This is a genomic window from Candidatus Poribacteria bacterium (genome assembly GCA_009839745.1).
Taxonomy (GTDB): domain Bacteria; phylum Poribacteria; class WGA-4E; order WGA-4E; family WGA-3G; genus WGA-3G.
This window is the reverse complement of record VXPE01000016.1, coordinates 45,069-63,369: the sequence shown is the minus strand read 5'-3', so window position 1 is coordinate 63,369 and position 18,301 is coordinate 45,069. Positions and strand designations below refer to the sequence as shown.

The 18,301-nt window shown below is 47.6% G+C and carries 18 protein-coding genes; 16 read left to right on the top strand and 2 right to left on the bottom strand.

What is annotated here, in order from left to right; genetic code table 11:
• The first annotated feature begins 80 nt into the window (after positions 1 to 80).
• The 14 genes from F4X88_02605 to F4X88_02540 all read left to right on the top strand — a co-directional run bounded on the left by F4X88_02605 (position 81) and on the right by F4X88_02540 (position 12,920).
• Entirely contained in the window at positions 81 to 497 is a 417-nt protein-coding gene (locus tag F4X88_02605; protein ID MYA55163.1) for a hypothetical protein, read from the top strand.
• Between the two features lie 41 nt (positions 498 to 538).
• Positions 539 to 820 carry a hypothetical protein gene (locus F4X88_02600; protein MYA55162.1) on the top strand — a complete coding sequence of 94 codons (282 nt, stop codon included), beginning with the start codon at positions 539 to 541 and terminating at the stop codon, positions 818 to 820.
• 41 nt (positions 821 to 861) lie between these two features.
• Positions 862 to 1,686, top strand: coding sequence for a hypothetical protein (locus F4X88_02595; GenBank protein ID MYA55161.1), 825 nt, complete (start codon positions 862 to 864; stop codon positions 1,684 to 1,686).
• 1 nt (position 1,687) lies between these two features.
• On the top strand, positions 1,688 to 3,538 hold the full coding sequence (locus F4X88_02590; protein MYA55160.1) for a thioredoxin domain-containing protein: 1,851 nt from the start codon (positions 1,688 to 1,690) through the stop codon (positions 3,536 to 3,538).
• A 193-nt stretch (positions 3,539 to 3,731) separates the two neighbouring features.
• Positions 3,732 to 4,001, top strand: a complete 270-nt coding sequence (locus F4X88_02585; protein ID MYA55159.1) for a hypothetical protein — start codon at positions 3,732 to 3,734, stop codon at positions 3,999 to 4,001.
• 107 nt (positions 4,002 to 4,108) lie between these two features.
• Complete coding sequence (locus F4X88_02580) at positions 4,109 to 5,128, top strand: hypothetical protein (GenBank protein ID MYA55158.1); 1,020 nt, start codon at positions 4,109 to 4,111, stop codon at positions 5,126 to 5,128.
• 155 nt (positions 5,129 to 5,283) lie between these two features.
• A complete protein-coding gene (locus F4X88_02575) occupies positions 5,284 to 5,547 on the top strand; it encodes a hypothetical protein (protein ID MYA55157.1) in 264 nt (87 codons plus the stop codon).
• A 77-nt stretch (positions 5,548 to 5,624) separates the two neighbouring features.
• Complete coding sequence (locus F4X88_02570) at positions 5,625 to 6,710, top strand: hypothetical protein (GenBank protein MYA55156.1); 1,086 nt, start codon at positions 5,625 to 5,627, stop codon at positions 6,708 to 6,710.
• A gap of 23 nt (positions 6,711 to 6,733) precedes the next feature.
• Positions 6,734 to 8,452 carry a glycosyltransferase family 4 protein gene (locus F4X88_02565; GenBank protein ID MYA55155.1) on the top strand — a complete coding sequence of 573 codons (1,719 nt, stop codon included), beginning with the start codon at positions 6,734 to 6,736 and terminating at the stop codon, positions 8,450 to 8,452.
• A 23-nt stretch (positions 8,453 to 8,475) separates the two neighbouring features.
• Positions 8,476 to 10,140 carry a hypothetical protein gene (locus F4X88_02560; protein ID MYA55154.1) on the top strand — a complete coding sequence of 555 codons (1,665 nt, stop codon included), beginning with the start codon at positions 8,476 to 8,478 and terminating at the stop codon, positions 10,138 to 10,140.
• Between the two features lie 143 nt (positions 10,141 to 10,283).
• Positions 10,284 to 10,958 (top strand): NTP transferase domain-containing protein, encoded by a 675-nt coding sequence (locus F4X88_02555; protein ID MYA55153.1) that lies wholly within the window; start codon positions 10,284 to 10,286, stop codon positions 10,956 to 10,958.
• 383 nt (positions 10,959 to 11,341) lie between these two features.
• Positions 11,342 to 11,821, top strand: coding sequence for a hypothetical protein (locus tag F4X88_02550; GenBank protein ID MYA55152.1), 480 nt, complete (start codon positions 11,342 to 11,344; stop codon positions 11,819 to 11,821).
• The gene (locus tag F4X88_02545; protein MYA55151.1) at positions 11,622 to 12,314 is read left to right on the top strand and encodes a hypothetical protein; all 693 of its coding nucleotides are present in this window, start codon (positions 11,622 to 11,624) and stop codon (positions 12,312 to 12,314) included. Before F4X88_02550 ends, F4X88_02545 begins: the two co-directional genes overlap by 200 nt.
• Before the next feature lie 144 nt (positions 12,315 to 12,458).
• Positions 12,459 to 12,920: a hypothetical protein gene (locus tag F4X88_02540; GenBank protein MYA55150.1), complete on the top strand. Its 462-nt coding sequence runs from the start codon at positions 12,459 to 12,461 to the stop codon at positions 12,918 to 12,920.
• 48 nt (positions 12,921 to 12,968) lie between these two features.
• Here the strand turns inward: F4X88_02540 and F4X88_02535 are convergent, their stop codons facing one another.
• Together F4X88_02535 and F4X88_02530 are read right to left on the bottom strand one after the other, a co-directional pair.
• Complete coding sequence (locus tag F4X88_02535) at positions 12,969 to 14,336, bottom strand: hypothetical protein (protein ID MYA55149.1); 1,368 nt, start codon at positions 14,334 to 14,336, stop codon at positions 12,969 to 12,971.
• Between the two features lie 56 nt (positions 14,337 to 14,392).
• The gene (locus F4X88_02530) at positions 14,393 to 15,883 is read right to left on the bottom strand and encodes a M81 family metallopeptidase (GenBank protein MYA55148.1); all 1,491 of its coding nucleotides are present in this window, start codon (positions 15,881 to 15,883) and stop codon (positions 14,393 to 14,395) included.
• A 173-nt stretch (positions 15,884 to 16,056) separates the two neighbouring features.
• On the opposite strand from F4X88_02530, the gene F4X88_02525 reads away from it, so the two are divergent.
• A complete protein-coding gene (locus tag F4X88_02525; GenBank protein MYA55147.1) occupies positions 16,057 to 17,016 on the top strand; it encodes an aldo/keto reductase in 960 nt (319 codons plus the stop codon).
• 59 nt (positions 17,017 to 17,075) lie between these two features.
• Positions 17,076 to 18,284, top strand: a complete 1,209-nt coding sequence (locus F4X88_02520; GenBank protein ID MYA55146.1) for a phytanoyl-CoA dioxygenase family protein — start codon at positions 17,076 to 17,078, stop codon at positions 18,282 to 18,284.
• Positions 18,285 to 18,301 lie beyond the last annotated feature (17 nt).

Below are 18,301 nucleotides of genomic sequence, written 5' to 3'. Positions count from 1 at the left end.
CACGCTGCCTTTCGACAAGGCAGCTTGAATATCATAATATTGTCCAAACTTTAGTTTAACTAAAGGGAACAATTTAGGTTATGGACAATATGCTGGATTTTCCAAGACCTCTTCATCAACTCCATATCTTTAAAAAAGGTGGTCGGCTTTACGCCGTGGACTTGGATAAAGCAAGTCTCATAGAAATCTCTGCTGTGATAGTCGATATTCTGAAACTGTCGGAGACCCGGACTACAGATGCGATAACAGAAATACTGAAGCCCGCATATAGCGATGAAGATATTGAGGAAGCGTTTGAGACCTTAACCGGGTACGCAAAACAGGGATTGCTCTTCACTCGCTGCGCGAAGTCTCCAGTGCTTTTCCCGAAGAAAGATAAAAAGGCGAGTCCGCGTCTATTGTTGGTACTCCCGGGATTCAATCCCGAAATCTTTTCAGACATGGAAAATACTAATTTTTATCAAAGCCTATGCAGCCTGGCTCTAACGGAATTCTAACAACACTCTGAAACAAACTGAAACAGGAATAGTACAAGTTTATGAGTACAGCAACTTACGAAATTATCCTGCTTGCTATTGGACTTACCTTTTGTAGTTATGCTTGCTATACAGATACAAGAACCTACAAGATACCCAATCTCTGTTCAATGTGCCTCATTTACGCAGGCACCATCGGGCAACTGATGGGTTGGTTCTTGGGATTAACCACGCCGTTAAATATTACAATACTCTTTGCCATTAGCGGTGCCATCGCCATCGGGTTTTATACATTTGGTGTCTTTTCACCCGGCGACTCTAAGTTCTTTGGGGTCTATGTTTGATACTCCCCTCATGGTGGTTTGGATCTATCCAAGAGATGTTGATGTTCCCACCTATCGTGCTGGCACTCAATATCATCATCCCCTATACCATTGTCGCAGTGGGCTATCTCATTGTCAAGTTAGTCCGGGTCCGGGGGACAGGTGCAGTGCTCATTCAACTTGCCAAGTCCGCGCTTGATCGTGATTCGGTGTTGGAGAAACTCTATGGTTTGCTTCAGTTCATCCTCATCGGTGCTGGACTCACTTACCTCTTTGAAAAAGTGGGATGGCAGTTGGATCGGGTGATGCAACTTGTGCTGACGCTTACTGTTTTCGCCGGTGTCCAGAAGGTATTGGGGGCATTGTTGAAAACCCCAACAGCAGTTGTAGTTGTTCTCTTTGGCAGCAGCTGGTTGATGTTTAAAAACGCGCCTACCCTCGGACTCCTGTTGGGTGGGCTTGCTTTTTTCTTGGTGTTTTATCTGCTTATTTTTGTAGTAGCCAAGCAGTTCGTGCTTCAATTAGCGAGTGCGGCGTTTGATCGAATAATTGAAGTGTCACACCTCCAAGTAGGGATGATCCTCAGTGAACACATCGTCAAGAAGGAAGGGGAGGACGGTCGTGTCCGTTATGAGAAACAGATGGATAGAAATGAACGCCAAGGTGCCGAACTCGTAACAACTGATCCAGTCGGACTCTCCGCCGCAACAATCAGTGAATTACAAAGTTTAGTTAAAGAAAATGCTTTTGTCCACTTTGACAACAAGATTCGGATTCAACCCGCGATTCGTTTCGCACCCGTCATCGCATTTGGTGGGCTATTGACGGCACTCTGTAAGGGTCCCTTTCATCTTGGGATAATCTCCCTTATAAATAGGTTCTTTTAAAATGAAACTTGCTATTGTCACTTTAATTTTACTAACGCTTGCCATCGCGGCTCCACCATTGTATACACATTGGGCGGAATCCCGCAGACAGCAACAGATTCAAGAAATCAAGCAACAGGCACGTCAGCCAATAGGTGATTCCATTGAAAATGTCCTTGCAGTCCTCAAAAGCCCAGAACCGCCTTCTGTTGTTATCTTGTATACGGGGGGCACGAGAAGCCATCTGGAACCGTGTGGATGCTATCAAGAGCAATCAGGCGGACTACCGAGGCGCGCCTATCTTGTATCAGAAATTCGCAAGCAGGGGATTCCAACACTCTTGGTTGACGCAGGGGATATTTTCGACGGCACCGAGGATATAGATTTCCAGCGGTGTCAGATCAACCTAAAGGCGATGTCAATGATGGAATACGACGCGGTCGCGCTGAGTCAAAACGATCTCAATTATGGAGATGCGTATCTTATTGAACAACGTGCTGCAGCATCCTTCCCATTTCTCGGCGAGAATGCCATTTACACCCAGGCAGCGATTGTAAAAACTGTGGATGAACTTTCTATTCTTATCGCATCTACTTCAACCGAGAGCGAATTGCCAAATGCAGATGTTTCTATTGCCTTGGGGACGCATCCTTCCGAACAACTATCCAATGCTGATATTCTTATCAGTCCTGAAAGAATGGAACACAGACAACAAACGGACGGACCTCTTTGGGTCGGATCAACATCTGAAGGGAAAACATTAGGATTTTTGGCACTCTGGGTAAATGCAGACGGGAAACTGAGTCGTCATCACGCAGCACAACTTGCACTGACAGGTGATGTCCCAGAAGATGAATCTGTGCGTCAACTGCTTACCGATTTTTATCAAAAGGCCGCACAATCGTCTGAACATAAACCTCTTTTTGCCGAACAACGATTGGAGCAGGATCCGCAAAACGGATATGTCTCAGCGACTGCCTGTCAGCGGTGCCATGAGCAAGAATATCTCCAGTGGTCTGTGACACGGCACGCTTTCGCTTTTGAAACCCTTGTAAAAAAAGAACGATACTTCGATCCGAATTGTGTCTCCTGTCATACCACCGGCTTCGGCTATCAGACAGGTTTTCAGATTGGGGATGAGACTTCGACATTTAAGGGTGTGCAATGTGAGACCTGCCACGGTCCCGGCAAGCAGCACGTCGGCAATCCCAAAAAGAGCAATATTCGTAGTGGTGAGGAAACATCTCTCTGTCTTACATGCCACGACACAAAACATTCGCCTGGGTTTACAGAAGTGGTAGCGCTCCACACCAAGGATGTAGATCACAGTCGCCAACCGATGAACCTTGAGGAATTATTGGCCTCTCGGGTTTCCCGAATGGGAAAACCGACCTTGGAACTTTTCGTAATGAGTTACTGTCCGTTCGGTGTTCAGGCGGAGGAGAAAGTCTTTCCGATCGTGAAGGAGTTTGGCGATACGATCGACTTTAAACTCCGCTTTATTGCCCAAGAGAAAGCGACTGTTTCTCTCCAAGAGGTAACGCCATTCACGAGCCTACATGGATACCCTGAAGTAGCAGAGAACATTCGGCAGCTCCTCATAGCACAAGAATACCCCGATAAGTATCTCGACTATATTCTGTGCCGAGGCAAAAAACTGGACAAGAGCTGGGAGGACTGTGCCGAGAAATACGGTATTGATGTCGCAAAGATTCAAGCATTATTTGACAGTCCCGAAGCAGAACAACTTTTCCGGGAAAACATTCAGCGTGCCGCAGAACTCGGTGTTAAAGCGTCACCGACGATTTTCGTTGATGGGCATAAATTCCGTGCCAATCAGTTGTTACGGGCAAGTGGAACACCGTGCCAGTAACCTCAGTGTACGAACTGGATAAACACCGTCCGAACAATCAATAAGGATTTTGAAAAGCCATTGAAAAGCATGTCCAGGGGGAGGGCTTCACTCCCGCAACGAGAGTATTCGTCCTGGAGATGGTGTTCCCAAACAGTTTTGGGAATCCAATCTTGCCAGAACAGAAGCACTGGCAGAAAGGAGATAAACCGACATGAAAAGCAACCTTCGCAATAGATTTCGTGACTTCCTCACCTCCGAGGAAGGACGTGTAGGGGTCAAGGCACCGCTCGCAGTAGGTATCGCAGGCGGGAGTTTGTTGTTAGCACAAACTATACTCCCAAATGCCGCTCAGGCACATATGGAGTGTCAAGACGATGGAGATTGCGATGCCGGAAAACGGTGTGACAAATGGATAGAAGACGAATGGTCTGCCGGTGTGAATGACTGGGTAGAGGTATGGCACTCTTCGTGTGTTAATTGATAACACACCAAATTGTGCATTTCGTCGGTTCTGCTGTTTTTTATCAGTAGAACCGACTTCTCAGATAATTTCCAGGGAATTTATCATGACTTTCTACAGCAGACATTATGGAGGAAAGCCTCATGAAACGCTTATGTTATGCGCTTAGCACATTCCTTATCTTTGTTCCCCTCTTCGTTGTTCTCGCAAAAGCCCCAGAAACTGCCAAAGTTATATTTACATCAAGACGCGATGGCAACTTTGAGATTTATAGCATGAACCCGGATGGCTCTGATCAGATAAACTTAACCCAGCACCGTGCCAAGGATGCCGCGCCTGTCTGGTCACCGACAGGTGAACAGATTCTTTTCACCTCGGATCGAGATGGGATAGAGGATCTCTACCTGATGGACCCAGATGGAGCGAATGTGCGTCAGGTATTCAAAAAATTAATAGGCAGAGAGTTTCCAACGTGGTCGCCTGATGGCAAAGCACTTGCTTATCACCGGTTTCACACATTCTCTATCTACACCGCCTCAATTGACGGAGAAAATGAGGAAAAACTTACGGATGGCTTATGGCCCGCGTGGTCTCCCAGCGGTGCTGAAATCGCCTTTATGGCAGGGGAGTTTGTTTGGGCTGACAACGGCAATCTCAGATTTCCGGATGTCAGAATCGAGATTATCAATCTACAAACGCATGTAAAAGAGAAACTTCTTCCAAAGAGTATTTGGATGTATAGACCTACCTGGTCACCCGATAGTGCCCAGATAGCCTTTACTTGGACCGGTAGGCAAGAGGACGGTTTTTTAGGGGGTAAGGTGGGAGTGCATATCAAAAGTATCTATATTGTGAATCGAGATGGCAGCGGACTGGAGAGGATTATTGATTCTGGAGAAAACACTTCAGTGTCTAACCCTACCTGGTCCCCACGCGGGAATGAACTCATTTACAACATTTACAATCATCAGGGTCGTGGCTCCAGACAGCTCTTTAAAGCCATTTTGGACGGCGGTGTCCCAGAACAGCTGACACACCGGGGGGATAACCTCCGCGCGAATTGGTTCGATCCTGCGTTTGCTTTGCCGGTCTCGCCCCAGCCATCTCTTTTGACGACCACGTGGGGGAAACTCAAAACACAAGACTAATGGCATACAGATTGAAAATCCTTTAGAAAGCATGTCCAGGGGGAGGGCTTCACTCCCGTAACGATAGGGTTCGTCCTGGAGATGGTGTTCCCAAACAGTTTTGGGAATCCAATCTTGCCGGAACAGAAGCACTGGCGGAAAGGAGAGAAACCGATATGAAAAAGAACCTTCGCGATAAATTCCGTGACTTCCTCGCGTCCGAGGAAGGGCGTGTAGGGGTCAAGGCACCCCTCACATTAGGTATCGCAAGTGGGAGTTTGTTGTTGGCGCAATCAATGCTAACACCGACCGCCCACGCCCATTTCAATTGTAATCCTGGAGGTTGTCCTGACGGAGAAATCTGTCTGTTTTGGTGTGATGACTGGTCTCCGTTCGCTGGGTGTATAGGTGAATGGCACTCAGAGTGCGTTGATCACTAAGTACATCAATCTATTATCGTCGGTCTTGCTGTTTCTTCAGCAGGATCGACCCTTCAACGCTTTGCAAGGAGTCCACTATGAAGTTTCCGACGATTGATACTCTCCCTGTTTTGATGAAAGGGAATCTTGCGTGTGCAATTCTTAGAATTGTGTTGATGTTTGGCTACAGTCTATTCTTTATAAATACTTGGGCACAAGCCTCCGGGTTTGGAACTCTGGCATTTGCTTCCAACCAAATGGGGCACTCTGATATCTATATCCTAAACAAGGATAGTGGGAATCTCCATAGACTCACAACTGATCCGGCGCGTGAATTCCAGCCAACATGGTCGCCTGATGGTCGTTTCTTAGCGTATACCTACGACCTAGATGGAAACTCGGAGATTTACGTGATAAACACCAAAACAAAAGAACACCGTCAATTGACACATAATATAGTTGATGATTATTTTCCAGCTTGGTCGCCTAATGGCAAATGGATTGCTTTTGTTTCTGGCGGTCATGAACAGAACGCGGACATCTACAGAATGGATATTGATGGCACGAATCTGAGGCGATTAACCGACCGCGGAAAGAACGGCCGCCCCACTTGGTCTCCTGACAGTCAATGGATCGCATTTGTTTCTCGCGGGCGGGGTGAAAGGAAAGGCATCTATATAATAGACACCAGTGGGAAAAGACTGAGACGACTTGATGACAAAGAGATACAGATGATCAACGGTATATTTCACGGTGAGTGTGCGTGGTCTCCCGATGGAAAACGAATTGCTTTCGGACTTCATATCCCTCATGAGAAGCGAATGCACCTATATACCATTAACATAGAGGGCAAAAACTTCCGCCAACTCACCCAAGGCGGTCCCATACTGAAACCGATGAAGGTATTGGGCTTTCCGAATCCAGCCATTTATTATCCTGCTTGGTCACCTGACGGTAAATGGATCGCTTATGTTTTTTCAGATGATCCATGGCCGTTCCAATTTGCTGACATCTATGTTATAGACGCGATGGGTAACGGGCGTGAGAGACCTATTCTTATAGGGGAAGTGGATATGTCAAGTAATATGTACCCGGCATGGGCACCCGAAGGATACTTTGATATCTCTCCGAGAAGTAACCAGAAGGTAATCCTCTGGAGCAGACTTAAACAAGGAGCAAATTAAAAATTTATGAGGGTGAATACATTATGACATCTACACAACGCTTATTTCAACCTCCAAAACCGACGCATCGGTTGCATCCGTTTACGCGTCAAGATCGGCTTTTCATCGTTGACTTAGACGTAGGACAGGTATTAGAAACTGACGATTTGGTCTGGGAGATACTACAACTGTGCCCGAAATCAACGACAGATGAGATTTTCGAAGTTTTATCTGAAAGGTATGAGCCTCAACTCATTTATCAGGCTCTTGAGCAGCTACACAGTTATGAGGAAATGGGACTTCTTCTTGGAGATACGGGGCGTGAAACGCTCGAAAAGAAAAACCGCCTCAGAATCCTCGTGGCAAGTCCTATTGAAACGTGGATGTCAGATAAAACATACATTAAGAGTGGATACCGTCTCGCCTCTAAAGAAATTCTGAGTGCACTGTCGAAGTATGCAGATCTTTTTTTCCACGCCGCAAAATCGGAGGTCATTTCAGACGGGATTTACACCCTTTCCGGAGGCACCTCAAGACACAATTTTTTATTTCAGCTTCAGCAAAACCAGATTGATGGGATTTTCATACCGATGATCCCATTGGACATGGTGGAACAGATGCCACTGCATCTATTTTCATCGGGAATTCCCCTGATAAGCCGGCTTGGCTCACCCCGCGGACACAACGGGTCAATGATTGATTCTATCCTATGCACTTATGCCGCAATGAACGAACATGATGCTTTCATAACGCCAACGCACTCTATCAAAGATTTCTATGCACAACATGTTCTTGATACGGACTGTTTTCATGTCATTCCCAACGGTGTTGATTCGGACCTTTTCCGTCCGATGGATAAAGCACAGGCTCGCTCTCAAGTGGCAGAGATGCTCAATCGACCAGAGATAAGAAATCAGAAGATCGTCGGTTTTTTTGGACGTTTCCAACCTGAGAAAGGCGCGGGCATCTTTATCAAAATAGCCAAAATGCTTCCTGAGGTCCTGTTTTTTGTGGTTGCCCCGACTTTACATGCGTATCAGCTCCAGAAGTTACCCCCGAATTTAATCTATATCGGCGAGCAGCCGCCGAGAGAGATGCTCCCGTTGTATTTAAATACTTTTGATGTCCATTGCTTCCCTTCTATCGTTGGAGAGGAGGCTTTTGGCAACGCTGTTCTCGAAACAATGGCGTGTGGGGTGCCACCCGTCGTAACAAACTTCGCGGGTTTGCCAGAAGTCGTCGGAGACGCGGGGCGCGTTGTGGCATGTCAGACCTTCGATCAAGACATTGGCAGTTTCGCCGGGTATGTTGAACCCGAAGCACTCTTGACAGCGATTCAAGAACTTTTGAATGACGATGCCTGTCGAATGAAACTTGGTAAACAGGCTCGCGAGCGGGCATTGGAATTTAAATGGGATACAACCGCAAAGAAACTCGTCAGGCTCTACGAACGCCTGAAAAGAAAAAAGCAGTTTTCTTCACGAACGCGTTTCAAAACTTCGTTTGTGCCTTCCTATGATTTATTAGACGGCCGATTGCAGTGCCAGTCGATTTTGACGAACATAACGGAGCAGCATAATCAGCAGCCGCTGATGCACAGTAGTTATCATCAAGATTGGAAGACGACATTGGCTTTAACGTTATTGGAGCGTCGGACGGTTCATGAAGTGGAGGCGGTCCTTATGCACATCGTGAAAGACAGACACTCGGTCGCTGATATTCTCAATCGCGTCAATGGATTTACGCAAGCAACATCTTTATAGATGCTGATAAAAGGTTGATACTTATGATAGATTTTCCTGTAAAACTTCATGAAATAGAGAAGTTTCAGATTGACAATCAAAACTACGTCGTTGACTTGGATCGAAATGAAGTAGTATGTGTTGATCCCGTTGTTTGGAACGTGTTGGAATTGTGCGGTTCAAGGAGCCGGGAAGAAATCATCAGACACCTAAAAGAACAACACACTGAAGCAGAAATCTTTGAAGCGTTTGAACGCCTAAAGTATTTTGCGGAATCAAATTTACTTGTGTCGAACGCAGGGCATTACGTCCCGGATGCGGACCGAAAATTACGCCTTTTGACGTTCCTAAGTCAGATACCGGCTTCACAGTCCGAGGATGGGAGTATCTATCTGCTTTTAGAATCCCTTTCACAGAATATGGAGGTTACCGTTGGGCTTCCGAAAGATCAATGGGATGAAGCTTATCGCGATGATGAAGTTTTTCACTTTATTCCAATGGAAACGGATCTTAAACGCGCGCGAACCTATTATATAAACGCAACCTATGATGTAACAATAGCGTTCGCCCCTATTGATTTTGGGCTTTTATCTGTGCAGGCGAATGGAGTTATTCCTTTCTTTTCTTGGAATAGTGTTCCAACTATTGTGCGTGTCCAGGGTGGGATTAGAGACGAAGCCGCTTTTATAAATTTCGTTTTGGCTATATACGGAGCGAAGCGTCCCTTTGATGCCATCGTTGTTGATGCGCCTTGGCTCATACATCGGTTTCAAGAGATATTGTCGTCTGACGTTGATTTTTCTTTTATCCCTGATCCGATTGATCTGGAAAGGTTTCGACCATATCAAGAAAAGATGGTAGGAAAACGATGTATAAGTGCCATTTTTGATACGCAAGAGGTCTTCCAAAAACCTGTTGTTGGAATCATCGCTGGAGAAGTTCCCGAAATCAATTATCGTGTTGGGAAATTTATGGCACAATTGTGTCCAGAACTCTTCTTTGTCATATTCGCACCTATATTACCCGATCTGTATTTAAATAATCTACCCGGTAACCTTGTTTTTTATACAGAGACCGAACAATTCGGGACAGATCCACACTTGCTCCCGATGCTATTCAACGCCATGGATACCTGCTTTTTCCATGCGACCTTACAAAGTTCGAGTTCACTACTGTTTCAGAGTTTAGCTTGTGGAGTCCCCACGCTCATAGGGACGAGTATTGCTATGCCAGAGCTTGGGAACGCTTGTGCTTTTATAGATTCAAAGAGAGGAATCACCAACCGCGAATACTTGAGGTGTGTTCTCGATTTCCTGAAGCAATTATTAGCAGATCCGACAGAAATGGATCGGCTTTCTAAGGATGGACGGAAATTGGCGGAAGGTTTTTCTGCTGATGCGATTTCAGCGCAATTTGCTAATCTTGTTCACGCGTTAACGCATCGGCAAATCGAGACGCAGACGATGCCCACTTATAATTCTTTCCCTAATCTGTTCTGCTATTCATATAATGGTGCTCATGGGACTGTCCGATCTCAGGCACTTCAGCGTCCACACTATTTCGCAGAAAGTATTGAGGTTGGACTTGCTAAGGAGCTTCTCAAATCTCATTCACGCCTACAGGCTGAGATGCTTCTCACTGAAATATACGATGGGGACAAAGAGAGGGCGTGTCACATTTTAGACACACTCTCCGATTCGGTGCTGTAGTATGAGTTATCACTTATGTTATTTATACCATAAGTGCCTGCTCATTTATCGTCCATCAGATAGGAAATCCAGACTAACAATCTATGCTACGAATATGTATTGTTAATTCTGGGATCCGCTAAAAGGGATATAGTATGTAGGCTATTATTTTATGCGGTGGTTTAGCGACGCGGTTGGGTGAGACGACGAAGACGGTCCCTAAGGTTTTGATTGACATTGCTGATCAGACGGTATTAGATTGGCAGGTTCAACTGCTGAAAGAGGCAGGGGTCGAGGAGGTCATCCTCGCCTCAGGGCATCTGCACGATGTGCTTTATGAACGCGTAGGTATCTACCACAACGGTGTGCGTATTCGATATGCGAAAGAGGTGAAAAGGCTTGGTACCGGCGGCGCGATCCGGAACGCTATGAAATATATCACCGCGTCACCCTTTTTCGTCCTGAACGGCGATGTGCTCCTTAATAACTTTTCGCTCCGAGAGATGTCAAATTACTTTCGCCGAGACATGACGGGATTGCTGTTGAGTGTGTACGTTGATGATATACGTCCGTACGGACAGATTATATCCGACAGAAACGGGAAAATCATAACCTTCTGTGAGAAACAATTAACCTATTCTGCAGGATACATCAATGGCGGGGTGTATCTTTTCGATGAAACAATAGCCGATGCATTTTCCAAAGATCGGAACAGTTTCTCGGTCGAACGGGATGTTTTCCCGTACGTGTCCGATCTCTGGACATTGCGTACCGATGCAAGCTGGATTGATATAGGTGTTCCAGAACGGCTGGCATATGCAAGGCAACGTTTCCGATGAATCTTGACATTTTCCAAGCGTATGATATTCGCGGCATTGTTGGCATCAACTTTGCCTCGAAAAACTTCTATTAAATTGCTTGTCGTTTGAAACTTGCTGTCATATACGAGATGTTCTAGAGGCGGTCAATGATGTGATACGTTCAATAGCCCTTAAAAGTCCGATACTAACTTTGATGAAAATTCACTAAGATCGTTATGACCTTGCTGACATGTAGCTTTCGAGAGCATCCGCGTTTTTCAGGAAATATCTCTGGTAATTTGATATTTTTCAAGTGGCAGAAAAAAAGTCGTCTATTTCACAGAAAAGTAATACAATAGGCATTGGGGAACTCCTTTTTGAGGGGTTAGTTACCTGATGATACCAGATGGAGGAAGAATCTTATGAACCGCTCATGTTTATCTGTCTTTTTTGGACTCAATCTGATGCTGTTGTGTGAGACGATATGTCCTGTTTTGGCAAACGCTCCAGCAACTGCGAAAATCGTGTTTAACTCTACCCGTGATGGCAATGTGGAAATTTATATGATGAATCCAGACGGGAGTCAGTCGGTCAGATTAACCAATCGCCCTGCGCGTGATATGGCACCCCATTGGTCACCAACAGGCGAACAGATTATTTTTACCTCCGATCGCGATGGGAAATGGGACATCTACATTATGGATGCGGACGGGACAGATGTGCGGAGAGTGTTTAAGACGCTTGCACATAGAGAATATGCGGTATGGTCTCCCGATGGAAGATGGATTGCTTACACACAGCTTCCTGAATGGGCTATCTATATTGCGGGGATTGATTGGGCGCAATGCCAGGAGGGTCGCTTCGACAGGTTGGCTTGGGGGGGAGCCAGCATGGTCTCCTGACGGAACACAGATCGCGTTTCACTTAACACAAGCCATAGATCCCCTAAGTTACCAACTTCGACTTGCTAACCCACAGACTGGTGATCGAGAAACGATCCATCCGGAGCCTTGGCTGCGAATGGACGAACCGGCTTGGTCTCCGAATGGCGACCAAATTGCTTTTGCCCACGTTCCATTAATGAGAAAGGATCTCCCTAAAGGGACAATCTGCACGATGAATCGCTTTGGTGGGGAACTCAGGCAGATTGTTTCTGAGAAGGGTAGGAGGGTGTCCCAGCCCGCTTGGTCTCCAGATGGAGAGGAACTTCTTTATCAACAGAAAATCGGAAATCATACGCAACTCTTTAAAATCAATTTGCGGACGGGTCAAACCCAAAAACTCACCCGTGGTGATCACAATTTTTGCGCCGATTGGTTTGATCCGGGGGTGTTGCCTGTTCAGCCAACGAAACAGACACTCACAACAACTTGGGCGGAAGTGAAGAAGGAGTAAGGTGAGGCTGTAAAGGAACCCTGTTGTTTGTGGGAATTACTCGCGTAGAACCAACGGGATTTCCGCTGTCAAAGGATTGAAACAATTTTCCATTTTTTTTTTAGCAGTATGCACCCTTTTCACCGATAAATGTGTCTTTAAGTTATGAGGCATGGAAGAGTTATCCTACCGAAGAAAGCGATGTCTTGGCAACATCGACCATCTTGGGCTACCACTGGTGCCAAACTTGTTTTTTCTTGGAACAAGCATCCGTTCCCACCGGACTTCAACCCGCGGGCTGATCGCGCGCCTCTCGCATGGAAAAATAAACAGACCATCTACAGTATCAACCGAGACGGCACCGGACTCAAACAACTTGTCGATGAAGCGGGCAATTACGCACAAATTCCCAAGTTATCACCAAATGGCGATGAACTCCTCTATACACAAGAAATTATGGGACGATTTCAAATTTTCAAAATCAATCTAAACAGTGGCGTTCAAACACAGATGACACATACCGAGTGGAATCTCGGTGGAGATTGGTTTGACCCGGCGTATGCGTTGCCTGTTTCACCCCAGCCGGAGTTGCTAACGACAATGTGGGGAAAAGTGAAAAAGAAGTAAAGTTGGCAAATTCGCGAGCAAAGCTCGCTCCTACAGGAAACGTGTGTGCTACAGCAAATCGAAGGTTTGTCCGCCTTCTGTCTGCCAGTTAGTGAGATCGTTCAACGGAATTGTCCGTAATCCGACTTGAGCGTTTCCTGTGTAAAAGACGTATCCGATACCATCTTTGACGAACATACGGGGCCAACCGACCCAGTTGCTGTCGAATTGGTCGGCGTTGATGCCGAGACCGGGCAGCGCAGGATTTCTCGGGTAGTATTCCCAGTTGACGAGGTCTTTTGAGCGGGCCAGTCCTACCGTATCCCACCAACCGTGATGCGACACACCCTCCGGTTTCCATGTATTACATCCTTCATACCACAGATACCACATATCCCCAATCCGATTCAGAGATCTCGGTCGGACGTGAATCGCGTCCCAGTTGTCCAACGTTTCGGGACTAAAGACCGGATTCTGTTTATCGAGGTGCCAGTTCACCAAATCGTCGCTGTATAGGAGGTACCCGCGATCGCCTGCGGGGCCGTGTTGAGGTTCCGGCGTAAATCCCGCGTAGAAAAGGAGATAGCGATGCGGTAACCCTTCAGCGTGAACGAGATCAAACTCGTGCGCATGCGTGGGATGTTTATAGACTGGATTGTCCACATACTGAGTGAATGGACCCATCGGATGATCCGCCATGGCTAACATGAATCCTTGCCACTCTGGAAACTTCTGCGCAGAGAACATGATCGCAACACGTCCGTCATCGGTAACGACAGCGCCGCTAACATAGAGATTATCATACGGCGTGTCGAGATAGGAGATAAGGGGTTCAACATGTCCCCTCCACTGCTTTAAGTCAGGACTCATAGCGACTCCGATTGTCCGTCTTGAAGATCCCTCCTCGTCGCCTGCCATTCCTGCCATGACGTACATGTAATACAAACCATCATATTCTATAATCGCACCCGGGATGATCTGTTTCTCATAGAAAGAACCTTTGGGACCACGGGATATGACCGGTTTGCTAATCTCTTGGAGCCATGGGAGGGTTGTCACGGTGCAGGATTGGAGTTGGATGCCTGATGGTATTTCAACGCCAAGATAGTTGTTGGTCGGTTCGTAAATATCTTCCCATTCACCCAATGGACCGCGGATCCAACCGGTTGTGTCATTGATCCAAAACCTGAAAAAATTGCCTTTCTTCAGAATCTTGACCTTCCACGGTGGTTTTCCAATGTTATCATAAGTTTTCCAGATTTGCGTGTCGGTGTTGATTTCGCGGACAACCTTGAATCCGTCCTTGGAGATAGCAAGGGACCCCCTTTTACCTAACGCGGTGTCCCCAGAGAAGAAGACTTTGACGGGGTCAAGGGTTGATTCTCCAGTCAACAGTAGATTCATTTCGTAGTTTCCAGTGACACGCTTTTCTATCATATTTTTTCTCATTTGAATGGATGATTGATTATCTATAAAAGAAAGACAGTCCCCTTTTAGGTTGCGTCGATTTTACCATAGGTAAGGGTTGGATCGAGCGGGTAAATGGGTCGCCTCAATTTCTGATAGTCATAATTAAACAGGTTCGGGCTGTGAACGCCCGGGGTATCCACGTCCAAAATTTGGTGCGCAATGGGTGTGTAATCTGCGCGGAAATGAACAGCGGATTTGAGGGCAATGAGTTTACGCGCCTTCGGTTCAATCCCAACGCTCCGAAGAACCTGTGCATCGTAAGGTTGGATCCGTCTTTCCGTGAGGATAATCTCAATCCCACCGATTTGGACGACGGCGGTTCTGCCCATGTTTCCAGCGGTGCCGCGTCCCATTGGACCTTTAAGAATGAATCTGCCGTCAGAGAGTGCTTTGACTGACCCTGTTAGGGCGACCGGTGCGCCGTGTTGTGTGTCCGTTTTACCACCGACGTTCAACTGAACGCGATTTCCGACCCCCGCCTTCACCGCTTGGTCAACCGATTCGGGATCCGCAATGACCGCAATCACCGCGTCTTGCACGTCTGCTTCTATAAACTTTCGTAGAATCGTTGTGCCGTCACAGGGACCACCGCCCCCAGGATTATCCGCGCCGTCAGCGAGAACAATCGGATTACCGTCTGTTTGGTGTGCGATTCCAATTGCGGCTTCCACGCTGTGTAGGTTGAAAGTGAACCGATCACGCATTTCCCAGATATGTGCTGCGAACCGGTCAGCGTGTGTCTCTGCGAGTGCCATGTCCCCGTTGGTCGTAACGAGAACTGAAACGCCAGCATCCGTTATATCCGCAAATGGGAAGCCCATGGAAAGGGTTGCTGTCACAACACCCCGCTCGGTTTCAAGGGCGTGCAGTGCGTTGATTACTTCTGTCATTGGAGATTTCATTGTGCACTGCGCAGGCGGTGCGGTCAGTAAGGGGAGTTGACGGTATGCCATCGTCGGTTGAACGTTACCTCGGTTCATACCGAAGAGGAGTTGTCCGGCTTCAAACCCGCGTTCGTAGCAATCTACGTGCGGATAGGTATCGAACCCGATGATAACGTCGGCGTAGTGCGCCATTTTCTCAGTGATATTGGCGTGTAGGTCGAGCGTTGTGACGATCCATGTTTCACCTACCGTTTCACGGACTGCCTGCATCAGGTCCCCTTCGGCATCTTCAAGTTCCTCTGTTACCATCGCACCGTGTAGGTCAAGAAGCACACCGTCAAGTTCTCCAGCGTTCTGTAGCAGGGTCAGGAACTCCGTTTTCAGCGTCTGATACGCGGCGTGTTCCACCATGCCCGAGGGTGTCGCGAACGCCCACAGAAGCGGGACGGGTTGTAAATTGAGTTGCTCCGCGACATCAAGGAAACCCCCGGTAATGGTTCGGGTGCCGCGGAACGCGTTGATGATTTCGTCACCGCGATGGTAACTCCCTTTTTTGAAGTTATCAATAGTTGTCAGGACGGGTGAGAATGTGTTGGTTTCGTGTCCGATACAACCGACTGCGATTCGCATGAACTGCCTCCCTTGCTCTTGAAACTCCGTAAATTCTGAGACAAATATATCATACCTTTATCGGCGTGACAAGATTTTTGTTAATCAAAAATCCGAGATTTGATAAAATGATTGACAGACATTTTTGAGCTGCCAGATTCAAGAGTCCCAACATTCATACAGGAGCAATCGCTATGGAATATACCTATCTCGGTCGAACTGGATTACAGGTGAGTCGTCTTTGTCTTGGCACCGTCAATTTTGGGAGACATACGTCCGCAGAAGATTCGTTGCCAGTCCTGAGTCGGGCACTGCAAGCCGGAATTAACTTTTTCGATACCGCTAACATCTATAATGAAGGTTTAACGGAGACGATTGTTGGAAACTGGTTGGCTGAAGATAAAAGTCGGCGCGATCAGATTGTTCTGGCGACCAAATTGTACGGTTCGACGGGTGAAGGACCTAACGACGGTCGTCTATCTGCTTACCATATCCGTCGGGCATGCGAAGACAGTCTCCGTCGTCTGCAAACCGATCATATCGACCTTTATCAGATGCACCATATTGATCGCCGAACACCGTGGGATGAGATTTGGCAGGGGATGGAGCAATTGGTCCGTGAAGGCAAAATTTCATACGTCGGGAGCAGCAACTTTGCGGCGTGGCACATTGCACATGCCCAAGGTATTGCGAAGCAACGCAATTTTCTCGGACTCGTCTCAGAACAGAGTGTGTATAATCTCCGCAGCCGGAAAATCGAACTTGAAGTCCTACCGTGTTGCCGCGAACTCGGCTTGGCGGTGATTCCGTATAGCCCGATGGGCGGTGGATTGCTCTGCGGTGTGCTGGATAACCCGACCACCGGTCGACGGGGCAGGGAATCGCACAGAGAAACGATTGCGACGCATCGATCACAGTTTGAAGCATACGAAACCCTTTGCGCCTCAATAGGAGAGCCTCCTGCTAACGTTGCCCTGGCATGGGTGCTCAGCAATTCAGACATCACAGCACCGATTATCGGACCGCGGACGATCGAACAACTTGAGGAGAACTTATCCGTCTTGGCACTGAAACTGGACGATGAAGTCCTCGCGAAACTCGATGAGATTTGGGTGGGTCCCGGTGGCGAGGCACCAGAGGCGTATGCGTGGTAGTGCGTCAGCGCGTTGGGGTGAACTTGTCCGATACGGGAACAGATAAGGAGTGAAGGTTTATGGCATACGAGAATGAACTTTTCCAGGAACGCGTCGTTCGTGTGGAACGCCCGTCAGGGCATTGGACGTTGTTACGCGCCCCGAACGGTGGATTTCTCGGCGCGTCTGACGATGGACTCTCAGTTTTTGAGTATGTAGACGATAAAGCGATATGGGAATCGATTGATGATGGTGCTGCGTATCGTCATGTGGTCACCGATCTCAAACTTAAGGCGGAATCTGTGAAGTCCGGGACGGGCTGTTATCTTCATTACAAGGGTGACCAACTTGCCAGGAACGGCACTGTAGCGGTTGATGAGGGAGCGGTCTTTTCCCCTCGACATGGACCAGCACATCTGCCATCGGAGTATCTAAAAACACTCCAAGAGAACGGTTGGGTATGCCTCCCATCCATTATAGCACCCGATGTTGTTGAGGAATTGGAGCGGATTAGTTGCACGGGTCGGTGGGATCATGAAACATACGATCGAAGTACAGGCGCGTTGGTTAAAGGTATCGCCGTAGCACAAGCCGCGACGGAGCCGGTGTCCTTGTGGGTGATGCGCCAATACATGCGAACGAGTGAAATTCGACTCGGGCACCCGCCGGGTCTCGCGATCCTTGCCCCGGACGATGGCGAACGGGATGTCCAAGGTTGGCATTCCGATTTCCCGTATCATTGGGGTATTTTTGCCACGAGAGGCACCGGTCCAGAGATACCCCCCCACAATTTCCCTGAATTGGTTATGGGTGTTCAGCGCAATCTCTGCGTCTCCGAATTCCGAAAGGAGAATGGCGCAACCTGTTTCAAACTCGGATCGCACATACTCGGTGAAGGTCCGCCAGACGAGTGGGGACCGGGACACATCTACAGACAACCGGGCTATCGCGCAGCCCATGGATTGCCTTACAATGGACCCGATGCAGATGTTGTTGAGGCACCGGGTGGGAGTTATATTCTCTACGATTCGAGAGTCTGGCATCGCGCCGGGGTGAATCGAACAGATCGTAAACGCGCCGCAATGTTGCAAGCCATCATCCCGATGTATATCATGCCGAAAACGGATACCAGTCGTGCCTATCGGAACTTCATTGAGAGCCCTCTCGTTGAAGAATTGACACCGTTGGAACTGAAAGAACTGAAAGCCCTGATGATAACCAGAATCGAGGGTTCAGGTGGAAAGCATGTCGTCACGACTGACGCTGCGCTGAGTGAAATAGTAGAATAGCGATTAAAAAGGAGTAA

Bases quoted from the DNA above. Each gene is read 5' to 3' on its own strand.
- F4X88_02605 (MYA55163.1), top strand. From the start codon at position 81: ATGGACAATATGCTGGATTTTCCAAGACCTCTTCATCAACTCCATATC.
- F4X88_02600 (MYA55162.1), top strand. From the start codon at position 539: ATGAGTACAGCAACTTACGAAATTATCCTGCTTGCTATTGGACTTACC.
- F4X88_02595 (MYA55161.1), top strand. From the start codon at position 862: ATGTTCCCACCTATCGTGCTGGCACTCAATATCATCATCCCCTATACC.
- F4X88_02590 (MYA55160.1), top strand. From the start codon at position 1,688: ATGAAACTTGCTATTGTCACTTTAATTTTACTAACGCTTGCCATCGCG.
- F4X88_02585 (MYA55159.1), top strand. From the start codon at position 3,732: ATGAAAAGCAACCTTCGCAATAGATTTCGTGACTTCCTCACCTCCGAG.
- F4X88_02580 (MYA55158.1), top strand. From the start codon at position 4,109: ATGGAGGAAAGCCTCATGAAACGCTTATGTTATGCGCTTAGCACATTC.
- F4X88_02575 (MYA55157.1), top strand. From the start codon at position 5,284: ATGAAAAAGAACCTTCGCGATAAATTCCGTGACTTCCTCGCGTCCGAG.
- F4X88_02570 (MYA55156.1), top strand. From the start codon at position 5,625: ATGAAGTTTCCGACGATTGATACTCTCCCTGTTTTGATGAAAGGGAAT.
- F4X88_02565 (MYA55155.1), top strand. From the start codon at position 6,734: ATGACATCTACACAACGCTTATTTCAACCTCCAAAACCGACGCATCGG.
- F4X88_02560 (MYA55154.1), top strand. From the start codon at position 8,476: ATGATAGATTTTCCTGTAAAACTTCATGAAATAGAGAAGTTTCAGATT.
- F4X88_02550 (MYA55152.1), top strand. From the start codon at position 11,342: ATGAACCGCTCATGTTTATCTGTCTTTTTTGGACTCAATCTGATGCTG.
- F4X88_02545 (MYA55151.1), top strand. From the start codon at position 11,622: ATGCGGACGGGACAGATGTGCGGAGAGTGTTTAAGACGCTTGCACATA.
- F4X88_02540 (MYA55150.1), top strand. From the start codon at position 12,459: ATGAGGCATGGAAGAGTTATCCTACCGAAGAAAGCGATGTCTTGGCAA.
- F4X88_02535 (MYA55149.1), bottom strand. From the start codon at position 14,336: ATGATAGAAAAGCGTGTCACTGGAAACTACGAAATGAATCTACTGTTG.
- F4X88_02530 (MYA55148.1), bottom strand. From the start codon at position 15,883: ATGCGAATCGCAGTCGGTTGTATCGGACACGAAACCAACACATTCTCA.
- F4X88_02525 (MYA55147.1), top strand. From the start codon at position 16,057: ATGGAATATACCTATCTCGGTCGAACTGGATTACAGGTGAGTCGTCTT.
- F4X88_02520 (MYA55146.1), top strand. From the start codon at position 17,076: ATGGCATACGAGAATGAACTTTTCCAGGAACGCGTCGTTCGTGTGGAA.